Annotated in this window: 32 protein-coding genes; all 32 read right to left on the minus strand. The window is 48.4% G+C overall.

Going from position 1 to position 19,712, the window contains the following annotated elements:
- Nucleotides 1-68: 68 nt before the first annotated feature.
- The 32 genes from carA to fusA all read right to left on the minus strand — a co-directional run bounded on the left by carA (nucleotide 69) and on the right by fusA (nucleotide 19,592).
- A complete protein-coding gene (gene carA / locus ACYVHX_RS08675; protein ID WP_460671242.1) occupies nucleotides 69-1,184 on the minus strand; it encodes a glutamine-hydrolyzing carbamoyl-phosphate synthase small subunit in 1,116 nt (371 codons plus the stop codon).
- A gap of 220 nt (nucleotides 1,185-1,404) precedes the next feature.
- A complete protein-coding gene (gene rplQ, locus ACYVHX_RS08680; RefSeq protein WP_460671243.1) occupies nucleotides 1,405-2,025 on the minus strand; it encodes a 50S ribosomal protein L17 in 621 nt (206 codons plus the stop codon).
- A gap of 9 nt (nucleotides 2,026-2,034) precedes the next feature.
- Nucleotides 2,035-3,024: a DNA-directed RNA polymerase subunit alpha gene (locus ACYVHX_RS08685; RefSeq protein ID WP_150877043.1), complete on the minus strand. Its 990-nt coding sequence runs from the start codon at nucleotides 3,022-3,024 to the stop codon at nucleotides 2,035-2,037.
- Between the two features lie 105 nt (nucleotides 3,025-3,129).
- Nucleotides 3,130-3,735 (minus strand): 30S ribosomal protein S4, encoded by a 606-nt coding sequence (gene rpsD, locus ACYVHX_RS08690; protein WP_460671244.1) that lies wholly within the window; start codon nucleotides 3,733-3,735, stop codon nucleotides 3,130-3,132.
- Nucleotides 3,736-3,844: 109 nt separating this feature from the next.
- Complete coding sequence (rpsK, locus tag ACYVHX_RS08695) at nucleotides 3,845-4,240, minus strand: 30S ribosomal protein S11 (protein WP_460671245.1); 396 nt, start codon at nucleotides 4,238-4,240, stop codon at nucleotides 3,845-3,847.
- Between the two features lie 90 nt (nucleotides 4,241-4,330).
- The gene (gene rpsM / locus ACYVHX_RS08700; protein WP_460671246.1) at nucleotides 4,331-4,708 is read right to left on the minus strand and encodes a 30S ribosomal protein S13; all 378 of its coding nucleotides are present in this window, start codon (nucleotides 4,706-4,708) and stop codon (nucleotides 4,331-4,333) included.
- A gap of 9 nt (nucleotides 4,709-4,717) precedes the next feature.
- Entirely contained in the window at nucleotides 4,718-4,834 is a 117-nt protein-coding gene (gene rpmJ / locus ACYVHX_RS08705; protein WP_038119933.1) for a 50S ribosomal protein L36, read from the minus strand.
- A gap of 104 nt (nucleotides 4,835-4,938) precedes the next feature.
- Nucleotides 4,939-5,157 carry a translation initiation factor IF-1 gene (infA, locus tag ACYVHX_RS08710; protein ID WP_038119936.1) on the minus strand — a complete coding sequence of 73 codons (219 nt, stop codon included), beginning with the start codon at nucleotides 5,155-5,157 and terminating at the stop codon, nucleotides 4,939-4,941.
- A gap of 3 nt (nucleotides 5,158-5,160) precedes the next feature.
- Nucleotides 5,161-5,973, minus strand: a complete 813-nt coding sequence (gene map, locus ACYVHX_RS08715; protein WP_460671247.1) for a type I methionyl aminopeptidase — start codon at nucleotides 5,971-5,973, stop codon at nucleotides 5,161-5,163.
- Nucleotides 5,974-5,978: 5 nt separating this feature from the next.
- Nucleotides 5,979-7,292 carry a preprotein translocase subunit SecY gene (gene secY, locus ACYVHX_RS08720; RefSeq protein WP_460671248.1) on the minus strand — a complete coding sequence of 438 codons (1,314 nt, stop codon included), beginning with the start codon at nucleotides 7,290-7,292 and terminating at the stop codon, nucleotides 5,979-5,981.
- An 85-nt stretch (nucleotides 7,293-7,377) separates the two neighbouring features.
- The gene (rplO, locus tag ACYVHX_RS08725; protein WP_460671249.1) at nucleotides 7,378-7,824 is read right to left on the minus strand and encodes a 50S ribosomal protein L15; all 447 of its coding nucleotides are present in this window, start codon (nucleotides 7,822-7,824) and stop codon (nucleotides 7,378-7,380) included.
- Nucleotides 7,825-7,826: 2 nt separating this feature from the next.
- Nucleotides 7,827-8,006, minus strand: a complete 180-nt coding sequence (gene rpmD, locus ACYVHX_RS08730) for a 50S ribosomal protein L30 (protein ID WP_134032167.1) — start codon at nucleotides 8,004-8,006, stop codon at nucleotides 7,827-7,829.
- Nucleotides 8,007-8,031: 25 nt separating this feature from the next.
- Nucleotides 8,032-8,547, minus strand: coding sequence for a 30S ribosomal protein S5 (gene rpsE, locus ACYVHX_RS08735; protein WP_038119948.1), 516 nt, complete (start codon nucleotides 8,545-8,547; stop codon nucleotides 8,032-8,034).
- An 8-nt stretch (nucleotides 8,548-8,555) separates the two neighbouring features.
- The gene (rplR, locus tag ACYVHX_RS08740; RefSeq protein WP_460671250.1) at nucleotides 8,556-8,912 is read right to left on the minus strand and encodes a 50S ribosomal protein L18; all 357 of its coding nucleotides are present in this window, start codon (nucleotides 8,910-8,912) and stop codon (nucleotides 8,556-8,558) included.
- Nucleotides 8,913-8,943: 31 nt separating this feature from the next.
- Nucleotides 8,944-9,501, minus strand: a complete 558-nt coding sequence (gene rplF / locus ACYVHX_RS08745; RefSeq protein WP_460671251.1) for a 50S ribosomal protein L6 — start codon at nucleotides 9,499-9,501, stop codon at nucleotides 8,944-8,946.
- Nucleotides 9,502-9,510: 9 nt separating this feature from the next.
- Complete coding sequence (gene rpsH, locus ACYVHX_RS08750) at nucleotides 9,511-9,909, minus strand: 30S ribosomal protein S8 (RefSeq protein ID WP_460671252.1); 399 nt, start codon at nucleotides 9,907-9,909, stop codon at nucleotides 9,511-9,513.
- 88 nt (nucleotides 9,910-9,997) lie between these two features.
- The gene (gene rpsN, locus ACYVHX_RS08755; RefSeq protein WP_460637821.1) at nucleotides 9,998-10,267 is read right to left on the minus strand and encodes a 30S ribosomal protein S14; all 270 of its coding nucleotides are present in this window, start codon (nucleotides 10,265-10,267) and stop codon (nucleotides 9,998-10,000) included.
- 20 nt (nucleotides 10,268-10,287) lie between these two features.
- Complete coding sequence (rplE, locus tag ACYVHX_RS08760; RefSeq protein WP_460671253.1) at nucleotides 10,288-10,842, minus strand: 50S ribosomal protein L5; 555 nt, start codon at nucleotides 10,840-10,842, stop codon at nucleotides 10,288-10,290.
- 36 nt (nucleotides 10,843-10,878) lie between these two features.
- Complete coding sequence (gene rplX, locus ACYVHX_RS08765) at nucleotides 10,879-11,217, minus strand: 50S ribosomal protein L24 (protein WP_460671254.1); 339 nt, start codon at nucleotides 11,215-11,217, stop codon at nucleotides 10,879-10,881.
- Between the two features lie 2 nt (nucleotides 11,218-11,219).
- The gene (rplN, locus tag ACYVHX_RS08770) at nucleotides 11,220-11,588 is read right to left on the minus strand and encodes a 50S ribosomal protein L14 (protein ID WP_111626186.1); all 369 of its coding nucleotides are present in this window, start codon (nucleotides 11,586-11,588) and stop codon (nucleotides 11,220-11,222) included.
- Nucleotides 11,589-11,590: 2 nt separating this feature from the next.
- On the minus strand, nucleotides 11,591-11,854 hold the full coding sequence (gene rpsQ, locus ACYVHX_RS08775; RefSeq protein ID WP_038119974.1) for a 30S ribosomal protein S17: 264 nt from the start codon (nucleotides 11,852-11,854) through the stop codon (nucleotides 11,591-11,593).
- 17 nt (nucleotides 11,855-11,871) lie between these two features.
- Nucleotides 11,872-12,066 carry a 50S ribosomal protein L29 gene (gene rpmC / locus ACYVHX_RS08780; protein WP_154174769.1) on the minus strand — a complete coding sequence of 65 codons (195 nt, stop codon included), beginning with the start codon at nucleotides 12,064-12,066 and terminating at the stop codon, nucleotides 11,872-11,874.
- Between the two features lie 66 nt (nucleotides 12,067-12,132).
- A complete protein-coding gene (gene rplP / locus ACYVHX_RS08785) occupies nucleotides 12,133-12,561 on the minus strand; it encodes a 50S ribosomal protein L16 (RefSeq protein WP_134032193.1) in 429 nt (142 codons plus the stop codon).
- Nucleotides 12,562-12,604: 43 nt separating this feature from the next.
- Complete coding sequence (gene rpsC / locus ACYVHX_RS08790; protein WP_460671255.1) at nucleotides 12,605-13,498, minus strand: 30S ribosomal protein S3; 894 nt, start codon at nucleotides 13,496-13,498, stop codon at nucleotides 12,605-12,607.
- Between the two features lie 12 nt (nucleotides 13,499-13,510).
- Complete coding sequence (rplV, locus tag ACYVHX_RS08795) at nucleotides 13,511-13,900, minus strand: 50S ribosomal protein L22 (RefSeq protein WP_460671256.1); 390 nt, start codon at nucleotides 13,898-13,900, stop codon at nucleotides 13,511-13,513.
- 73 nt (nucleotides 13,901-13,973) lie between these two features.
- Nucleotides 13,974-14,252, minus strand: coding sequence for a 30S ribosomal protein S19 (rpsS, locus tag ACYVHX_RS08800; protein ID WP_124878978.1), 279 nt, complete (start codon nucleotides 14,250-14,252; stop codon nucleotides 13,974-13,976).
- A 7-nt stretch (nucleotides 14,253-14,259) separates the two neighbouring features.
- Nucleotides 14,260-15,084, minus strand: coding sequence for a 50S ribosomal protein L2 (rplB, locus tag ACYVHX_RS08805; protein ID WP_460671257.1), 825 nt, complete (start codon nucleotides 15,082-15,084; stop codon nucleotides 14,260-14,262).
- A gap of 38 nt (nucleotides 15,085-15,122) precedes the next feature.
- A complete protein-coding gene (gene rplW, locus ACYVHX_RS08810) occupies nucleotides 15,123-15,416 on the minus strand; it encodes a 50S ribosomal protein L23 (protein WP_460671258.1) in 294 nt (97 codons plus the stop codon).
- 5 nt (nucleotides 15,417-15,421) lie between these two features.
- Nucleotides 15,422-16,048 (minus strand): 50S ribosomal protein L4, encoded by a 627-nt coding sequence (gene rplD, locus ACYVHX_RS08815; RefSeq protein WP_460671259.1) that lies wholly within the window; start codon nucleotides 16,046-16,048, stop codon nucleotides 15,422-15,424.
- A gap of 3 nt (nucleotides 16,049-16,051) precedes the next feature.
- Nucleotides 16,052-16,672: a 50S ribosomal protein L3 gene (gene rplC, locus ACYVHX_RS08820; protein WP_460671260.1), complete on the minus strand. Its 621-nt coding sequence runs from the start codon at nucleotides 16,670-16,672 to the stop codon at nucleotides 16,052-16,054.
- 339 nt (nucleotides 16,673-17,011) lie between these two features.
- Nucleotides 17,012-17,317 carry a 30S ribosomal protein S10 gene (gene rpsJ, locus ACYVHX_RS08825; RefSeq protein WP_111626176.1) on the minus strand — a complete coding sequence of 102 codons (306 nt, stop codon included), beginning with the start codon at nucleotides 17,315-17,317 and terminating at the stop codon, nucleotides 17,012-17,014.
- A 172-nt stretch (nucleotides 17,318-17,489) separates the two neighbouring features.
- Nucleotides 17,490-19,592: an elongation factor G gene (gene fusA, locus ACYVHX_RS08830; RefSeq protein ID WP_460671261.1), complete on the minus strand. Its 2,103-nt coding sequence runs from the start codon at nucleotides 19,590-19,592 to the stop codon at nucleotides 17,490-17,492.
- Nucleotides 19,593-19,712: the final 120 nt, after the last annotated feature.

Below are 19,712 nucleotides of genomic sequence, written 5' to 3' on the forward strand. Positions count from 1 at the left end.
TAGCTTTAAAATGAAGACGTTACGCTACAGTGGACATAAAAAAACCGGCCAGTTGGCCGGTTTTTACGTTACTTGACTTCTACTTCGATTAGCTTGACAAAGTCATCGAACAAATACCGGGAATCGTGCGGACCCGGTGAAGCTTCAGGGTGATACTGCACCGAAAAGGCCGGACGATCCTTCCGCCGGATGCCTTCGATCGTTTTATCATTCAGGTTGACGTGCGTCAGTTCAATATCCCGGTTTTCCATCACTTCATCGGCTTTCACCGCAAACCCGTGGTTCTGCGAGGTTACTTCGCACCGACCGGTTATCAGGTTTTTCACCGGATGGTTCAGGCCCCGGTGTCCGTTGTGCATTTTATAAGTCGTAATGCCGCTGGCGAGCGATAGAATCTGGTGTCCCAGGCAAATGCCAAACAGCGGTTTTTCCGTATCGAGGGCCTGCTTCACGGTTTCAACCGCGTAGGGCATGGCTGCCGGATCCCCCGGCCCATTCGAGATAAAATAACCGTCGGCACCCCAGGCATTGATTTCTTCAAAGGGCGTTTTGGCCGGAAAAACCCGGCAGTGTGCACCCCGACCCGCCAGATTGTTCAGGATACTCTTTTTGATGCCTAAATCCAGGACGGCAACTTTAAAATCAGAGCGGTTGGGGTCGCCCACTTCATAAATCTTTTGGGTACTTACTTCCGACGAAAGTTCCAGACCTTCCATATCCGGAATTTCGTGAAGCCTATTGAGCAGAACCACCGGGTCCAGAATTTCGGAGGAAATGATGCAATTCATTACGCCTTTATCCCGAATGTGACGAACCACCTGCCGGGTATCAATTCCGCTAATCCCAACGATGTTGGCTTGCTCAAAGTATTCTTGCAAAGAGGTATCAGCGGTATTCCGCGAGTGAATCTGCGAAAAGAAGTTACAGACCATCCCCCTGATTTTGACGCTACCCGACTCTTCTTCCTCCCGGAACTGCACTCCATAGTTACCAATGTGCGAAGTCGTGTTAACTATTACCTGACCATAGTACGACGGGTCCGTGTAGATCTCCTGATAGCCGGTCATGCCCGTGTTGAAGCATATTTCACCACCTGCCGTTCCAATTTTCCCGAGGGCCGTTCCTTTGAACACGGAACCATCTTTCAAAACCAGTAAAGCATCTGGTTGCTGAACCTGTTTCATGAATTACTTTGGAGTTTCTGAGTTAAAAAAAAGGGTTAACCCGTGACGGCTAACCCTCTATTTTGTATGTGATTTTGTTTTTCACACTAGTAAAACCGACTCGACTACCTTTTAGTTCGTATGCTTTCAACTTATCAAATGACTGTCATAAATGGAAAATCCGATCGTAACCTTTCGTCATACCAGACAATAACCTGACGCGTTTTCCAGCCGCGATGGCTTACGCCTTGGTTTCGTCGTCGGCCGACTCCGCTTTAGCTTCCGGAGCATCATCTGCTTTTTCCGCCGTTGGTTCAGCCGCAGGAGCAGCTTCCGCCGTCGTTTCGTTTTCCGGCGTAGCTTCAACTGCCGGGGCGTTTGCTGCTTTGGTTTCTACAACTTCGGCGGATGGTGTTGTTTCATCAGCCTTACGTGTAGCTCCCCGACGGCCACGACGGGTCCGCGTTGCTTTCTGCTCTTCGGTTGCCGCGTTCAACAAGGTTTCGTTGAAGTCAACCAGTTCGATGATACAGGTTTCGGCGTTATCACCCAGGCGATTACCTAATTTGATAATCCGGGTATAGCCACCGGGCCGGTTCGAAATTTTGTCAGATACTACGTTGAAAAGTTCTTTCATCGTTTCCTTGTTCTGGAAGTAAGAGAAAAGAACCCGGCGGTTCTGATACGTGTCATCTTTGGCACGCGTCAGCAGCGGTTCAACGTATTTCCGCAATTCCTTCGCTTTCGCAACCGTTGTTTCGATGCGCTTGCTCAGAATCAGCGAGGAGGCCATGTTCGACAGCATTGCCGTCCGGTGTGAATGGGTCCTGCCGAGGTGATTATGTTTTTTACCGTGTCTCATGGTCTTGTATTAGTCCTCGTCTAATCTGTATTTGGTAATGTCCATGCCAAACGTCAGGTTCTTTTCGGCCACCAACTGTTCCAATTCAGTCAGCGACTTCTTCCCGAAGTTTCTAAATTTCATCATATCCGAAATCTCCAGCTTCACCAGGTCGCCGAGGGATTTCACATCTGCCGATTTCAAGCAGTTGTAAGCGCGCACCGACAGATCCAGATCCGCCAACGGCGTTTTCAGCAACTTCCGCATGTGCAGCATTTCTTCGTCAACGACGTTGTCTTCTTCTGCTTTCGCGGTTTCAAACGTCATCGTTTGATCGGAGAACAGCATAAAGTGCTGAATCAGAATAGTAGCTGCACCTTTCAGTGCTTCTTCCGGGTGAATGGAACCGTCGGTTTCGATGTCGAGCAACAACCGTTCGTAGTCGGTTTTTTGCTCAACTCGCGTATTTTCAACGCTGTAACGAACATTTTTGATCGGTGTGTAAATGGCATCGATCGGAATATGCCCGAAAGGCAGTTCGTTGGCACGGGGTTCATCAGCCGGAACATAGCCCCGACCTTTTTCAACGTGAATTTCCATTTCCAATTCACGCGTATCATCGATGTGACAGATTTCCAGTTCAGGATTTAGCACTTCAAACGATGCGGTAAATTTTGATATATCACCGGCTTTTAAAACCGATTGATTCTTAATCGTAACGGTAATTTTGTTGTCGACCATGTCCGAAACTTTCTTAAACCGAACCATTTTCAGGTTCAGGATAATTTCAGTCACGTCTTCAACGACGCCTTCAATGGACGAGAATTCATGCAGTACGCCGGGGAACCGTACGCTGGCGATGGCATAGCCTTCCAGCGATGACAGCAGAATTCTCCGCAACGCATTCCCGATGGTCACGCCATAGCCCTTTTCGAGTGGCTTGAACTCAAACAACCCGTGAAAGTCGTCAGCTCGCTCCATGACAACTTTATCGGGCATTTGGAACGCTAATATTGACATACGATTTTGTTGTTAACAGTTCAAAAAATAGAAGTTACGGTTTTCGGCAATCTACTGCTTCGTTATCTACTGAAAACCGCAACCAGTAAACCGAAAACCGCACTATTATTTAGAATATAATTCGACAACCAACTGCTCGTTGACGTTCTCAGGAATCTGATCACGCTCCGGGTAGTTTGTAAACACCCCTTGCAGTTGTTGCTGATCCCATTCCAACCAATTGTAACGCTTCGCATTGCGGGTTACCAAACTGGTTGTAACGGCTTCCAGTGACTTCGATTTCTCACGAACGCTGATCAGCTGACCGGGTTTCAGTGAGTACGAAGCTATATTGACCACTTCGCCATCAACGGCAATGTGTTTGTGGGAGACTAACTGACGGGCGGCCCGGCGGGTTGGAGCAATGCCCAACCGATAAACCGTATTATCCAGACGAGCTTCGCAAAGTTTCAATAGGTTCTCACCTGTGATGCCCTGCTTCACTACAGCCCGGTGGAACAATCCCCGGAACTGGCGTTCCAGAATACCATAGATATATTTTACTTTTTGTTTTTCCTGCAACTGAACAGCGTATTCGGACTGTTTCCGTTTGCGACCACGTCCATGTTGTCCGGGAGCGTAAGCTTTCTTTTGCAGTGCTTTGCTGGGGCCGAGAATCGGCTCGCCAAACTTGCGGGAGATTTTGGCCTTGGGGCCGGTATATCTTGCCATTTTAACGAAGAATGAATAAACAATGAACAAACACAACTAAATGTCGCCTGTCCCTATTCATCGGATGAAGCGGTTTCTTACAGTGAACCGCATAACTGAGATAAGTCGATTAAACGCGACGGCGTTTTGGAGGGCGGCAGCCGTTGTGGGGCAGCGGAGTAATGTCTTTGATCGACATCACTTCGATACCGGAGTTCTGAATCGTCCGGATTGCAGACTCACGACCAGATCCCGGGCCTTTCACAAATACTTCAGCTTTACGCATACCTAAATCATGCGCAACCGTCGCACAGTTCTGGGCGGCAGTTTGTGCAGCGTAGGGCGTGTTTTTCTTCGAGCCTTTAAAGCCCATTTTACCAGCCGATGCCCACGAGATTACCTGCCCGGTGCTGTTGGTAATGGAGATAATAATGTTGTTAAAGGAAGCCCGGATGTGTACCTGTCCGACAGGTTCAACCACTACTACCCGCTTCTTCGCTTTATCTTTGCGTTTTGCCTGAGCCATTTTCTATTAATCGTCCAAGGTTTGAAGTCTAAGGTTTAAAAACGTCTAATCGACTTTCTTTAAACGTTAAACCTCAAACCTTAAACTTTATTATTTAGTTGCTTTCTTCTTATTCGCTACCGTCTTACGCTTACCTTTCCGCGTACGGGAGTTGTTTTTGGTGTGCTGCCCACGAACCGGCAAACCTTTCCGGTGACGCAATCCCCGGTAGCAACCGATGTCCATCAAACGTTTGATGTTCAGTTGAACTTCCGATTTCAGCGCGCCCTCTACCTTGAATTCTCCGCTGATGATAGTCCGGATGGCATTCGACTCATCGTCGTTCCACTCGTTTACCTTTTTATCAACAGAAACTCCTGCTTTTGTAAGAATTCGTTGGGCTGAGCTACGGCCAATGCCAAAAATGTAGGTCAACGCAATTTCACCGCGTTTCCGGTCGGGAATATCAACCCCTGCAATACGTGCCATATTCAGTGATTAACCTTGTCTTTGTTTATACCTTGGATTCTTTTTGTTGATAACGTAAAGCTTGCCTTTCCGGCGAATCACTTTACATTCAGCGCTGCGCTTTTTAATAGACGCCTTGACTTTCATGAGTTCTACTCCGTTTACGGTTTTCAGTTTTTGGTTTTCAGTTTTCGGTCAATCCTTGCCAAGCTTCAGCTAACCGTAAATTCCAAACCGTGAACTTTCAACCCTTATTTATACCGATAAACAATTCTTGCTTTTGTCAGGTCATACGGAGACATCTCTAATTTAACCCGGTCGCCCGGCAAAATCTTGATGTAATTCATCCGCATTTTCCCGGAAATATGCGCAATCACCTCGTGCTTATTTTCGAGCTGTACCCGAAACATGGCATTGGAGAGTGCTTCTACAATGGTTCCGTCTTGTTCGATGGATGTCTGTTTTGCCATTCGTTACGCTATGGTCACTTCGCTGACCTCGATCATTAAGCTGGTATTTGCCGTTACTTCTTCGATATACTGAAACGTTGTCAGGATTTCGGCTTGTCCCTTCCGGATCGCTACGGAATGTTCGTAATGAGCCGAGGGTTTCCGGTCAACCGTGCGGATCGTCCAGCCATCTCTTTCCTGAACAATATTTTTCTTGCCAAGATTCACCATCGGTTCAATGGCCAGTACCATCCCCTCTTTCAGCTTGATACCCTGGCCACGTTTTCCATAATTAGGAACCTCAGGACTTTCGTGGAGGCTCTTACCGAGGCCATGACCCACCAATTCCCGAACCACCGAATAACCGTACTTTTCAACGTGACTTTGTACGGCATTTCCGATATCACCAATCCGATTTCCTTCAGTGGCTTTTTCAATGCCGCAATACAAAGATTGCTTGGTACGAATCAGCAAATCGCGAACTTCCGGACCGATTTCGCCAATTGGATAAGTGTACGCACTATCGCTGTGGTAACCGTTTAGCTTGACACCACAATCGATTGAAATGATATCGCCTTCTCTCAGTTCGTACTTACTCGGGAAACCGTGTACTACTGTCTCATTGACCGAAATACACAAAGCCGCCGGGAAATTATTGAATCCTTTGAACGATGGTATTCCTCCATTGTCACGAATATACTCCTCAGCCACGCGATCCAGTTCCTTCGTCGTTACGCCCGGCCGAATCCGTTTCGCAACTTCAGCATGCGCTTTACCGAGGACCTGCCCACTGATTTTCATCAGTTCAATTTCGGCGTCTGATTTCAGGTAAATCATTTCTATTAAGCAGTTACGCTCTCCGTACGGCCCGTTACCCGACCTGATTTCATCAGTCCTTCGTAACGACGCATCAGAAGATAACTTTCAACTTGCTGCAGAGTGTCCAGCACCACACCAACCATGATCAACAGCGATGTGCCACCAAAAAACTGCGAGAAGTTCCGGGTCATTCCAAGCAAAGAAGCAATAGCGGGTAAAATAGCCACAATTGCCAACATAAGAGCGCCCGGCAAGGTAATGCGGTCCAGAACCTGGCCAATGTATTCAGAGGTCATAAAACCGGGTTTCACACCAGGGATAAAACCTCCACTTCGCTTCATATCGTCTGCAATCTGATTTGGATTGACTGAAATCGCCGTATAGAAAAAAGTAAAGACGATGATCAAAAACGCAAACAACAGGTTGTATTGCCACGATGTGTAATCAGCGAAGGCCGTCTGCACGGTTCCAGCAAAATCACTTTTTTCAGCAAACAGGCCAGCGACGAGGGTCGGAACAAACATCAGCGCTTGCGCAAAAATAATCGGCATTACACCGGCAGCATTCAACTTCAAAGGCAAATACTGGCGCTGACCGCCAACCACTTTGTTGCCAACGACCTGCTTAGCGTATTGAATGGGAATCCGACGCACCGCCTGCGTCAATACCACGGCGCCCATTACTACAAAAAACAACGCTACGATCTCCAGCACGAACAATAGAGCTCCTCCAGATCCTCGAGATAAAGCCTCGCCGTATACAGCACCGGGGAAACGTGATACAATACCGATCATGATCAGCATTGAAATTCCGTTACCAATTCCTTTATCCGTAATCCGCTCGCCCAGCCACATACAGAAGATAGTACCGGCGGTTAGGACAACAACCGATACAATGTTGAACGTTGCTTTATTAATAATAATCGCTTCGTTCGGAATTGTGGTAGTCAGATACGTAATTGCTTGAGCAGCAGTAACAAAAATAGTTAGAATCCGGGTGATCTGATTTAACCGCTTACGACCGGATTCACCTTCCTTCTGCATTTTCTGGAAGTAGGGTAAAGCCAGCGTTAGTAATTGGATGGCGATTGATGCCGATATATACGGCATAATGCCCAATGCAAAAATGGACGCTTTACTAAAGGCTCCTCCCGAAAACGTTTCCAGCAATCCAAGTAACCCTTGTGGATTCAGGTTCAGCTTCGTCGGATCGATACCCGGCAATACAATTTGAGACCCCAATCTGAAAACCGTCACAAACAACAATGTGTTCAGAATGCGGGTCCTCAGTTCTTCGATCGAAAAAATATTCTGAAGGGTCGTGATGAATCGTTTCATTGGTTTATCAAGCTGCTCGTCCAAAAAAAGTCACCAAATTTACGAAAAAAAATGGCAAATTCCCATCGAAGAACGAGCGAGCCGATTAGAGCTTGATTGCTTTACCGCCTGCTTTCTCAATGGCTTCAATCGCTTTTTGTGAAAAACCATGCGCTTTCACTTCTACGGCTGAAGTTAATTCACCCCGGCTCAGAATTTTAATTTTATCAGATTTGCCCGCCAGACCGTTCTGCAGCAGTACATCGATGTCAACCGCTGTAACGCCCGCTTTTTCGACCAGCTGCTGCAATGTATCGAGGTTAATCGGCTTATATTCAACCCGATTGATGTTTTTAAAACCAAATTTCGGTACCCGGCGCTGCAGCGGCATCTGCCCACCTTCGAAGTTTTTCTTAGCGCTGTAACCGGAACGAGACTGGGCACCTTTATGGCCACGGGTTGATGTTCCACCCATACCAGAACCCGTACCTCGACCTACTCGCTTGCGCTCCCGGACGGATCCTTGCGCAGGTTTAAGTGTATTCAGATTCATGATTAAATTTCTTCTACTTTAACTAAGTGTTGAACTTTACGGATAATTCCACCGACTGCGTCATTGTATTCCAATGAAACGCTCCGGTTAATTTTGCCCAGACCCAGCGATTGAATCGCCAGTTTCTGCGTTTTTGGCCGCTTGATAATGCTGCGTACCTGAGTGATTTTAACCCGTGCCATTTCTGTATGCCGTTGTTAAGGATGCTTATCCGTTAAAAACTTTGCTCAACTTCACACCGCGCTGAAACGCTACCTGGTGCGGAGCCCGCATTTTCAGCAGTGCGTCGATGGTTGCTTTTACCACGTTGTGTGGGTTTGAAGAACCTTTCGATTTTGCCAATACGTCGCGGATACCGGCACTTTCCAATACCGCACGCATAGCACCACCAGCGATTACTCCTGTACCAGCGGATGCCGGTTTCAGCAGAACAAAACCGCCACTGAATTTACCCTCCATCTCGTGAGGAACCGTGTGCTTTAGCAATGGAATCTGCACAAGGTTTTTCTTGGCATCTTCAATTCCTTTGGCAATGGCATCGGTTACTTCATTTGCTTTGCCCAGGCCATATCCAACTACTCCGTTGCTGTCACCAACGACAACGATTGCGGCAAAGCTAAAACGCCGACCACCTTTTACTACCTTGGCAACGCGGTTAATAGCAACAACGCGTTCTTTCAGTTCAGACTCGTTAACTTTAGCAGGTCTTGTATTTGCTACCATTGTTTTGCTTAGAATTGAAGGCCCCCTTCCCGGGCACCGTCGGCCAGGGCTTTTACCTTACCATGATACAAATAACCATTCCGATCGAAAACAACCTTGGTAATCCCATTGGTTGTTGCTTTTTCCGCCAAAGCCTGTCCAACTTGCTTAGCCAGCTCAACGTTAACGCCTTTTTTATCTTTACCAGCAATATCGATCGATGAGGCACTGACCAGCGTATTGCCTTTTTCATCATCGATAATCTGGGCGTAAATCCGGGTATTTGACCGAAATACGGATAGTCGCGGCTGTTCAGCCGTTCCGGAAACTTTGTTCCGAATGTGTTTTTTAATACGCAGTCTCCTGCTTTCTTTTGTGACAGCCATTTTCGCCTGTGCTTATTATATGGTTCACCAATTACTTCTTAGAAGCAGACTTACCAGCTTTCCGACGGATTTTCTCGCCAACAAACCGGATACCTTTTCCTTTATACGGTTCTACCTTCCGCAATGATCGGATTTTTGCCGCTACATCGCCGATCAGTTGTTTGTCGATGCCTTCCAGAATAACTTTCGGGTTCTGCCCTTTTTCTGTTACCGCCGTTACATTCAATTCAGTCGGGATAGCCACATAAATATCGTGTGAATAACCCAGCGTCAATTGCAAGACATTGTTCGAGGCTACAGCTTTGTAACCAACCCCGACGATTTCGAGTTCAATGCGGTAGCCCGTACTGACACCCGTTACCATGTTATTCACCAGAGCGCGGTACAAGCCGTGCAGGGCTTTGAAACGTTTCTGGTCGTTCGGACGAACCACTTTCAGCTCTCCATCAGCGATTTCGATCTGAATATCCGAATTAATGCTCTGCGATAGCGACCCTTTCGGACCTTTCACCGTAACGGTGTTACCGTTCTCGACCGAAACTGACACTTTCTCGGGCAGTGCAATGATTTTATTACCTACGCGTGACATAGTTTCTGATTAATATACGTAACACAACACCTCACCACCGACGTTCAGCGTCCGGGCTTCCTTGTCGGTCATCACACCTTTCGAGGTCGAGACGATCGCGACACCCAGGCCATTGAAAATACGCGGTATTTCCGTAGACCCTTTGTACTGACGCAGACCCGGGCGGCTAACGCGCTGCAAATCGACGATCGCAGGTTGTTTTGTAACCGGATTATACTTCAGTGCAATTTTAATACTTCCTTGCGGGCCCGTCTCATCGAACTTGTAGTTCTGGATAAAGCCTTTATCAAAGAGTACCTTGGTGATCTCCTTCTTTATGTTGGAAGCAGGAATTTCCACGACCCGGTGCTTGGCGCGGATCGCATTTCTGATGCGAGTCAGATAATCTGCTATGGGATCAGTATTCATTTCCTCCTGATTAGTAACTGCAAGCTTTTTTCAAATGAGCCTGCAAAATTAGGGAATTGTTTCGAAAATCGCTAAGATGGCGTGAAAGTTACCAGCTTGACTTGGTTACACCCGGAATTTTACCGGCCGAGGCCATTTCACGGAATGTTACGCGGGAGATACCAAATTTCCGCATGTATCCGCGAGGGCGGCCCGTTAGCTTACACCGATTATGCAGACGTACTGGGGAAGCATTCTTCGGCAGTTTGTCTAATCCGACGTAATCACCAGCTGCTTTCAGTGCCGCACGCTTGGTAGCGTACTTTGCAACTAAGGCAATCCGCTTACGCTCTCTTGCTTTGATGGATTCTTTTGCCATGTTTTTATTCGCGTTATGCGTTATTTTTTACTGATAGCGAAGGGCATACCCAGCGCTTTCAGCAATGCAAAGCTTTCTTCATCCGTGTTCGCTGTCGTAACGAACGTAATGTCCATTCCAGAGATCCGACTCACTTTATCAATCGTGATTTCCGGAAAAATGATTTGCTCCTGGACGCCGAACGTGTAGTTACCACGGCCGTCAAAGCCTTTGTCACTAATTCCTTTGAAGTCACGAACGCGCGGCAATGCAACGGCGGTCAAACGATCCAGAAATTCGTACATTTTTTCTCCGCGCAGGGTCACTTTCGCTCCGATCGGCATTCCTTCGCGCAGCTTAAAGTTAGAGACGGCTTTTTTCGCAATTGTGGGAATAGCTTTCTGGCCCGTAATCATGGTCAGTTCGTCCACACCGACATCAACTAATTTCTTGTCAGCGACGGCGGCACCAATCCCTTTGTTTACCACAATCTTAGCCAGTTTCGGTACCTGCATGATGCTTTTGTACTGAAACTTATCTTTCAATTGAGCCACAATCTCACTCGTATATTTTTCTTTCAGTCTCGGAGTTGCCACTTTCGTATTCGTTTATACGTTCCTGATTCCTATCAATTAGATAAAGTTGCCCGATTTTTTAGAAAACCGCTGCAATTTACCTTTGTCATTCAGTTTGCGGCCAGTCCGTGAAGGCTCGTTCGTTTTCGTATCAACGACCATTAAGTTGCTGATGTGAACGGTTCCTTCGCGTTTTTCCAAACTTCCCTGAGGGTTAGCGGCTGATGGTTTCACATGCTTGGTTATCATGTTTATCCCTTCAACCACGGCGCGTTGCTTATCGACCAAAACACGCAGTATCGTACCGGTTTGGCCTTTCGAGTTACCGGAAATAACTTTGACAGTATCTCCTTTTCTGATGTGTAACTTCGCAGGCTTGTCTGCTACATTCTTCATAGTTACAATACTTCTGGAGCTAACGAAACGATTTTCATAAACTGCTTTTCGCGCAACTCGCGGGCAACGGGCCCGAAAATCCGGGTACCGCGTGGCTCATCGTTGTTGTTCAGCAGTACGGCAGCATTGTCTTCAAACCGGATGTAAGAACCGTCTTTCCGGCGGATTTCTTTTTTCGTCCGAACGACTACTGCCTTGGAAACAGTTCCTTTCTTCATATTGCTCGAAGAAAGCGCCTGTTTTACCGTTACCACAATTTTATCGCCAACTGTAGCGAACCGCTTACCGGTTCCACCCAGCACCCGAATGCAAAGTACTTCTTTGGCACCGCTGTTATCGGCTACGCCCAAACGTGATTCTTGCTGGATCATGATTACTTCGCCTTTTCAATGATTTCGACTAATCGCCAACATTTGTTCTTGCTCAGCGGACGGGTTTCCATGATGCGGACGGTATCACCAATACCGCATTCATTTTTCTCGTCGTGGGCCATGAACTTCTTCGTCCGGTGCATGAATTTCCCGTAGATGGGGTGCTGCACTTTCCGATCGACAGCAACGGTGATGGATTTTTCCATCTTGTTACTTACTACCTTACCAATTCTTTCTTTTCTTAGATTTCTTTCTTGCTGCTCCATGAGTCGATACCGTTTTATTAGCTGGCGTTTTGTTTAACAGTCAGCTCGGTCAGTAATTGAGCAATCAATTTACGCGTGGTGCGAATTCGCATCGGGTTTTCGATGGGCGAAATGGCGTGCGCAAACTTTAACTTTTGCAAGCGATCTTTCTCAGCCGCTACCTGCTCATTCAATTGTTCAACCGTCAGCGACTTGATCTCGTTCTTTTTCATGACTGAATGTTGTTGGTCGTTGCCCGTTTACGGTTTTAAAACCTTATCTGACAACTGATTCCCGAGTTAGTCTTCTGTTTCCTGATAATCCCGACGAACAACGAATCTTGTTTTGATCGGTAACTTTTGAGCGGCCAGACGCAGGGCTTCATTGGCAACGTCCAGCGGCACACCCGTGGCTTCGAACAAAATGGTACCCGGTTTTACGGGAGCAACCCAATATTCCGGAGCTCCTTTTCCTTTACCCATCCGTACTTCGGCCGGTTTTTTCGTGATGACTTTGTCTGGGAAAATGCGAATCCAAACTTGTCCTTCCCGTTTCATGGCCCGCGTTACAGAGATACGAGCCGCTTCAATCTGGCGGGCGGTAATCCAACCGGGTTCCAGAGACTTGATGGCAAACGATCCGAAAGCGATTTGGTGACCCCGTCCGGCAATGCCTTTGACACGGCCTTTCTGCTGCTTACGAAACTTGGTTCTTTTTGGTTGTAACATCTTTAGTCGTATCTAAAGGACGTGCTGACGTCCGATGTTCTTACTATCTTTTGCGCGGGCCTCCGCCTTGACCTCCGCCACCGCGTTGTCCTCCGCCCTGGCCGCCACGCTGACCGCCACCGCCTTGTCCACCACGTTGATTTCCGCCACCACCACGGTTTTGATCGTTCCGGCCCCGACGACGATCGTTGCGATCGCCTTCGCCACCGCGTTCTCCGCGACGGTCGCCACGATCACCGCGACGCTCGTTCCGGTCGCCACCGCGATCCGCTTGAGCGGCCGTGATTTGAGCGGCCGGCGACAGATCCCGTTTGCCGTACAGTTCGCCTTTGAAAACCCAAACTTTGATTCCGATCTTTCCGTAAATCGTCTGAGCTTCCGAAATAGCGTAATCTATATCAGCACGCAGAGTATGCAATGGAACGCGTCCTTCTTTGTATTCTTCCGTACGGGCCATTTCAGCACCGCCCAAACGACCCGATACGCGAACCTTGATTCCCTGAGCACCTACCCGAATAGCCGAGCTGATAGCTTGTTTCATGGCACGACGGTAAGAAATCCGAGCCTGAAGCTGTTGGGCAATCGTTTCACCAATCAGTTTGGCGTCGATTTCCGGACGTTTGATTTCAAAAATGTTAATCTGAACGTCTTTACCCGTAATTTTTTTCAGCTCTTCCTTGATCTTATCGACCTCACCGCCCCCTTTACCGATGACAATACCCGGGCGAGCCGTATGAATAGTCAACGTGATGCGTTTCAGGGTACGCTCGATAACAACCCGGGCGATCGAACCTTTTGGAATACGAGCCTGGATATATTTTCTAATTCTTTCGTCTTCAACCAGCTTATCCGGAAACTCCTTGCCGCCATACCAGCTAGAATCCCATCCTTTGACGATACCAAGCCGAAAACCAACGGGGTTTACTTTTTGTCCCATTTTATTGTCTTGTTATTCTGCGTTTTCTGTTGATACTACGGGTGCAAGCGTCAGCGAGTTGGCGGCACTTTCAACCACGATGGTTACGTGGTTTGAGCGTTTGCGAATCCGGTGACCACGACCTTGTGGTGCAGGACGCAGCCGTTTCAGCATACGACCACCGTCGACGAAAATCGTCTTTACGTACAGGTCAGCATCTTCAGCCCGTTCATCTCCATTTTTTTGTTGCCAGTTAGCAACCGCCGAGAGCAGCAGCTTTTCCAGCAACGCAGCACCAGCCTGGGGTTGATACCGCAGAACACCCAATGCTTTGCTAACCTTCTGCCCCCGGATCATGTCGGCTACCAGCCGCATTTTGCGAGGAGACGAAGGCACATTTTTTAGCTTTGCTATTGCTTCCATTTTTTGTGGTTTCAGGTTTAAAGTTTAACGTTCAACGACACCTTAAACCTTAGACTTTAAACGTTAAACAATTCTACCGTTTGCCTTTGTCTTTCTTCGCAACGTGACCCCGGAAGTTCCGGGTGGGTGAAAATTCGCCTAACTTATGGCCAACCATGTTCTCGGTGACATAAACCGGGATGAACTTGTTGCCATTGTGAACAGCGAACGTATGGCCAACGAAATCCGGAGAGATCATTGAACGGCGGGACCAGGTTTTGATGACGGATTTGCGACCCGAATCATTCATGGTATCCACCTTTTTTTCCAGACGAAAATCTATGTAGGGACCCTTTTTAAGTGAGCGTGCCATCTACTTCTTATTTTTTCCGTTTACTAATGATCAGACGATCTGAATACTTGTTGACCGGGCGGGTTTTCTTGCCTTTCGCGTAGAGACCCGTACGGGAACGCGGATGTCCACCGGAAGCCCGGCCCTCGCCACCACCCATCGGGTGATCGACCGGGTTCATGGCAACCCCACGAACGCGGGGACGGCGACCCAACCAGCGCGTCCGGCCGGCTTTACCGATGCTGACGTTCATGTGATCCTGGTTGGATACCGACCCAACGGTGGCGATGCAAGTTCCCAGTACCATCCGTTGTTCGCCTGATGGCATCCGCAGGATTGCGTACTTGTCTTCGCGGGCTACCAGTTGAGCGTATGTTCCGGCACTCCGAACCATAGCGCCACCTTTACCCGGTTTCAGCTCGACGTTGTGAACAATTGTACCGATTGGCATGGCCGACAGCGGCAGGGCGTTTCCAACTTCCGGTGCCACTGCAGCACCTGAAATTACTTGCTGCCCAACGGTGATTCCCTGCGGAGCCAGGATATACCGTTTTTCACCATCAGCGTAGAACAACAAGGCAATCCGGGCTGAACGGTTCGGATCGTATTCGATCGTCTTGACCGTCGCCGGTACGTCTGTTTTATCGCGTTTGAAGTCGATAATCCGGTATTGTTTCTTGTGACCGCCACCGATGTAGCGCATTGAACGGTGTCCCTGATTGTTCCGGCCACCTGATCTCTTTATCGATACCAGCAGACTCCGTTCCGGTTTGTCCGTCGTGATCTCGGCAAAATCCGGGGCCACGCGAAAACGCTGACTCGGGGTTGTTGGTTTCAGTTTCTTAACTCCCATGATTCCTAACTACTTCGTTTGGTCGTTCGTGGTTGCGCTTATGCTTCAGCGTAAATATCGATGATCTCTCCGTCGGCAACCGTAACGATTGCCTTTTTCCAGGTTGACGTGCGACCCGCCGTTACAGCACCTTTTTTCGTGCTTTTCGATTTCATGTGCCCAATGCACCGCATCGTGTTCACCTCGGTTACGGTAACCCCATACAATTTCTCGACCGCCTTTTTGATCTCGATTTTGTTGGCATTCATCGACACCTCAAATCCGTATTGTCCCTTCTTATTCTGGGCCGTTACCTTTTCGGTAATGATCGGTCTTTTCAGTACGTTTTCCATATCAATTACTGGAGAAGAGATTCTAATTTCGACAAAGCTCCTTCCGCAATCAGCAGACGATCAGCGTGCATTAAATCGTAGGTGTTGACATTGTCAACCGTCGTTACTTTTGCTTTCTGCAAGTTCCGGCTCGACAGGACAACGTTCGTATCTACTTCGGGTAGAATCAACAATGTTTTCGTATTCAATGCCTGAAAACCGTTCAGGAAATCAATGTATGACTTCGTACGGGCTGCTTCCAGCGTAAAGTTTTCCAGGATCGATACACTGTTTCCCTGCGCTTTCGCAGCCAGTGCTGATTTACGAGCCAGTTGCTTTACTTTCTTGTTCAGTTTGAACGAGTAGTCACGCGGACGAGGACCAAAGATGGTTCCACCACCCACAAAAACCGGTGATTTGATCGAACCGGCGCGGGCGCCACCCGTACCTTTCTGCTTCTTGATTTTACGAGTCGAGTGAGCATTCTCGGCACGTTCTTTGGCCTTGTGCGTTCCCTGCCGTTGGTTCGCCAGGTATTGTTTCACGTCTAAGTAGATCGCGTGCTCGTTCGGCTCAATTCCGAAGATAGCATCAGACAAGCTAATCTTCTTGCCCGTATCCTCTCCTTTCGAGTTATAAACTGCTGCCTCCATGATTTACTTATCTAAAATGAGGAACGAATTTTTAGCGCCCGGAACCGAGCCGCTCACAACGATCAGATTTTGCTCTGACAGCACTTTCAGAACACGCAGGTTCTGAACTTTCACGCGGTTACCGCCCATCCGACCGGCCATCCGGATACCTTTGAACACCCGCGAAGGGAAAGAACAGGCACCGATAGAACCCGGGTGACGCTGGCGGTTGTGCTGACCGTGGGTTTGTCCACCGACACCACCAAAACCGTGACGTTTTACAACGCCCTGAAAACCGCGCCCTTTCACCGTTCCAACGACATCAACGAAGTCGCCTTCAACGAAAACATCCGCAGCTTGCAGGGTCTGGCCCAGGCTCAGCTCTTTTTCGAATGTTTTAAACTCGACTAATTTTCGTTTCGGTGTCGTACCGGCCTTTTTGAAGTGCCCAAGCAGTGGCTTGTTGGTACGTTTTTCTTTTTTTTCACCGTAACCCAGCTGGATGGCCTGATACCCATCCGACTCCTGTGTCTTAACTTGCGTAACAACACAGGGACCAGCTTCAATGACTGTACATGCCAGAGCCTGCCCGTCAGCATTGTACAGACTGGTCATCCCAATCTTTTTTCCAATTAAACCAGACATAATAAGTGGTTGTAAAGCAGGAATTTATAGTTTTGAACCCGAAAAAATCGGAGTGCAAAGGTAGGAATTACTTCCTTTCAATCCAAACCGTAGTTTATTTATTCTCAACTATTTCCGGATCAGCGCAAAACAAAAAAGGCCAGGCGTGTTCCACCTGACCTTCTGTCGGTTGATCCATGACAAGCACAGATTACCGGACTAAAATAGTCAGATGCGGTTTCCTTGTGGGACCTTCACCCGATTTATGTCGTTGCCTTTACTTCTAATTCGGATTGCAAAGGTAAGCGTTTCTTTTTTCTCCTGAAAATTTTAAAAGTAAAATTTTCAGGAGAATTTCAGTTATACTTTGATTTCAACATCCACCCCGCTCGGCAGTTCCAGTTTCATCAAAGCATCAACGGTTTTTGCGCTGGTTGAATAAATGTCAACCAACCGCTTATACGTGCACAATTGGAATTGCTCCCGTGATTTTTTGTTGACGTGCGGAGAACGCAGTACCGTGAATTTTTCTTTCTCGGTCGGCAGGGGAATCGGGCCGCTTACAATAGCACCCGTTGATTTTACCGCCTTGACAATTTTCTCAGCTGATTTGTCGACCAGCATGTGGTCGAAGGACTTCAGTTTAATCCGAATTTTTTGATTCATGACTCGTTGTGGTTCTAATTGAATGAGCCGATTGAAAACCGGCCGTCCGCGGTTGAAAGAACCATTTACTCCAACAGCGGGGTTCTATTTAATGAATAATGAACCGTTAAAAATGAACACTTCAGGTCTCTTACCCTTGATTTCTTTTTAACGGTTCATTGTTCTTATTAAATTAAGCTCTAACAGTTCCTTTGGCTTTCGCTACGATGCCTTCCGCCAGGTTGGTCGGGACTTGCTCGTAGTGTGAGAATGTCAGGTTGGCCGTTGCCCGACCGGATGACATCGTCCGCAGATCCGTTACATAACCGAACAGTTCCGATAGCGGAACATCCGCCTTGATCACCTGCGAACCAGCCCGGGTATCCATACCCTTCATGATTCCACGACGGCGGTTCAGGTCACCCGTGATCGGACCGGTGTATTCTTCCGGCGTCAGTACTTCAACCGCCATGATCGGCTCGAGCAGTTTCGGACCGGCTTGTTTGGCCGCTTCACGGAAGCCCAGACGAGCGGCCAATTCGAACGACAGTGAATCGGAGTCAACGTCGTGGAAAGAACCGTGGAACAACCGCACTTTCATCGAGTCGAGCGGATAACCCGCCAGCGGCCCCGTTGACATGGCCTCGCGGAAACCTTTTTCAACCGACGGGATAAATTCGCGCGGAATAACCCCACCGACAATACCGTTGACGAACTCCAGACCGGTTTTGCCTTCTTCGCCCGGCATGATCTCGAACACGATGTCGGCGAATTTACCACGACCACCCGTTTGCTTTTTGTACAACTCGCGGTGTTCGAAGTTTTTCGTCAGCGTTTCTTTGTAAGCTACCTGCGGAGCACCCTGGTTTACTTCCACCTTAAACTCCCGACGCATCCGGTCGATGATGATTTCAAGGTGAAGCTCACCCATACCACGGATGATTGTCTGACCGGTTTCTTCATCCGTTTCCACTTTCAGGGTCGGATCTTCTTCGATCAGTTTACCGATGGCTTTTGAGAAGTTGTCCTGGTCGGCGGTTTTCTTCGGCTCGATGGCGTAACCAATAACCGGATCCGGGAAAACCATGGATTCCAGAATGATCGGGTTTTTCTCATCGCAAAGGGTATCACCCGTTTTGATGTCTTTAAAACCGACGACCGCACCAATATCGCCAGCCCGCAGTTTGTCGATCTGGTTTTGCTTGTTGGCGTGCATTTGGAAAATCCGCGAAATCCGCTCCTTGTTCCCCGAACGGGTGTTCAGAACGTACGAACCCGAATCCAGCGCACCCGAGTAAACCCGCACAAAACACAGACGACCAACATAGGGGTCCGTGGCAATTTTAAAGCCCAGCGCCGTGAACGGGTCGCTTTCCGTCGGGTGACGAACGACTTCCTGATCGGTGTTCGGGTTTGTTCCTTTGATTTCCGGTTTGTCGAGCGGAGAAGGCAGCAGCGACATCACGTAGTCAAGCATCGTCTGCACCCCTTTATTCTTGAACGAAGAACCGCACAACATCGGAACGATTTTCATCTCGATGGTTGCTTTGCGCAGAGCCGTCAGAATTTCGTCTTCGGTGATCGAGTTTTCGTCTTCGAAGTATTTCTCCATCAGCGACTCGTCATAATCCGCAACAGCTTCGAGCAGTTTACCCCGCCATTCGCGCGCTTCTTCCAGCATATCGTCCGGAATGGGCACTTCCTGGAAGGTCATGCCTTTGTCGTGCTCGTTCCACTGGATACCGCGGAAGTTGACCAGATCGACCACGCCTTTGAAATTATCTTCGGCCCCGATCGGCAATTGCAGCGGCACCGCATTGCTGCCGAGCATTTCTTTCACCTGATTGACAACGTTCAGGAAGTCAGCACCGGCGCGGTCCATTTTGTTTACGAAACCCAGACGGGCGACGTTGTAGTTGTTGGCCAGCCGCCAGTTGGTTTCCGACTGCGGCTCAACTCCGTCTACTGCACTGAACAAAAACACCAGACCATCAAGAACGCGCAGTGAACGGTTTACCTCCACCGTAAAGTCAACGTGACCCGGAGTGTCGATGATGTTCACATGGTAGTTCTCGTCCCGGTATTTCCAGTTAACGGTGGTAGCCGCGGATGTAATGGTGATCCCCCGTTCCTGTTCCTGCTCCATCCAGTCCATGGTAGCAGCCCCTTCGTGTACTTCGCCGATTTTGTGGCTCACCCCGGAGTAATAAAGAATCCGCTCGGTGGTAGTCGTTTTACCGGCGTCGATGTGGGCAGCGATACCAATGTTTCGCAGGTATCGAAGATCAGTTGCCATAATGAAGTATTATTTCAGTAGTTAATATACAATTGCCGTGCGCGAAAAAAGCCGAATACAAATCCAAAAAGGCACTTTTCGCGAATCAGAGCGCAAAGATAGGCAATCCGGGCGGCAAAA

Source organism: Larkinella ripae (assembly GCF_054780775.1).